The sequence below is a fragment of the Pararcticibacter amylolyticus genome, from assembly GCF_003130405.1.
GTDB classification, from domain to species: Bacteria; Bacteroidota; Bacteroidia; order Sphingobacteriales; family Sphingobacteriaceae; genus Arcticibacter; species Arcticibacter amylolyticus.
Genome location: NZ_QEAS01000049.1, coordinates 1120 through 2441, shown reverse-complemented (window position 1 = coordinate 2441; position 1322 = coordinate 1120). Strand labels below are relative to the sequence as shown.

Sequence of the window (1322 nt, the reverse complement as noted above, 5' to 3'; positions counted from 1 at the left end):
CAAGCGGTCGGAGCGGACAAGTACCGTGACGGCGTGCCTTTTGCATAATGAGCCTACGAGTTACTCTTCTCTGGCAAGGTTAAGTGATTAAGTCACGGATCCGAAGCGAAAGCGAGTCTGAATAGGGCGTATAGTCAGAGGAGGTAGACGCGAAACCTTGTGATCTACCCTTGGGCAGGTTGAAGGTGCCGTAACAGGTACTGGAGGACCGAACCGATAAGCGTTGAAAAGCTTCCGGATGACCTGAGGGTAGGGGTGAAAGGCCAATCAAACTGGGAAATAGCTCGTACTCCCCGAAATGTTTTTAGGAACAGCGTGGAGGTAAAGTTTCATAGAGGTAGAGCTACCAATTGGGTGCGGGGGAGTCAAATCCTACCAAATCCAGATAAACTCCGAATGCTATGAAATATACTCTGCAGTGAGGCGCGGGGTGCTAAGGTCACGCGCCGAGAGGGAAAGAACCCAGACCATCAGCTAAGGTCCCTAAATTACTACTAAGTTGAACTAACGAGGTCCGATTGCACAGACAGCTAGGATGTTGGCTTGGAAGCAGCCATTCATTTAAAGAGTGCGTAACAGCTCACTAGTCGAGCGATCGGGCATGGATAATAAACGGGCATTAAGTAGTATACCGAAGCTATGGATACAGCAATGTATGGTAGGGGAGCATTCCAATATCAGCGAAGGCGTTTCGTAAGAAACGTTGGAGAGATTGGAAAAGCAAATGTAGGCATAAGTAACGATAAGGCAGGAGAGAAACCTGCCCACCGAAAGACTAAGGTTTCCTGATCAACGCTAATCGGATCAGGGTTAGTCGGGACCTAAGGGAAAGCCGGGTGGCGAACCCGATGGACAACTGGTTAATATTCCAGTACTATCTTTAACTGCGATGTGGGGACGGAGTAGTGACACTGCCGCGAACTGACGGAATAGTTCGTTAAAGGCTGTAGGTATTAGAATTGCAGGCAAATCCGCAATTTTAGCTGAAGGCTAATAGTACAGCAAACCTTCGGGGGCGCTGATAGAGCAGGTAAACAGACTTCCAAGAAAAACCGCTAAGCTTCAGGTTAAAGAGACCCGTACCGTAAACCGACACAGGTAGTCGAGGAGAGAATCCTAAGGTGCTCGAGTGAATCATGGCTAAGGAACTCGGCAAAATGGCCCTGTAACTTCGGGAGAAGGGGCGCTGTCAGCAATGGCAGCCGCAGTGAAAAGGCCCAGGCGACTGTTTAACAAAAACACATGGCTTTGCAAAATCGAAAGATGAGGTATAAGGCCTGACACCTGCCCGGTGCCGGAAGGTTAAGAGGGGATGTCATCCG

The 1322-nt window shown here is 49.3% G+C and carries 1 other annotated feature (running past both ends of the window).

Annotated elements, in window-relative coordinates:
• Nucleotides 1–1322 (top strand) — a sequence feature (mutual gap in cmsearch alignment for this rRNA model is longer than 100) (it extends past both window edges: 543 nt to the left, 1007 nt to the right).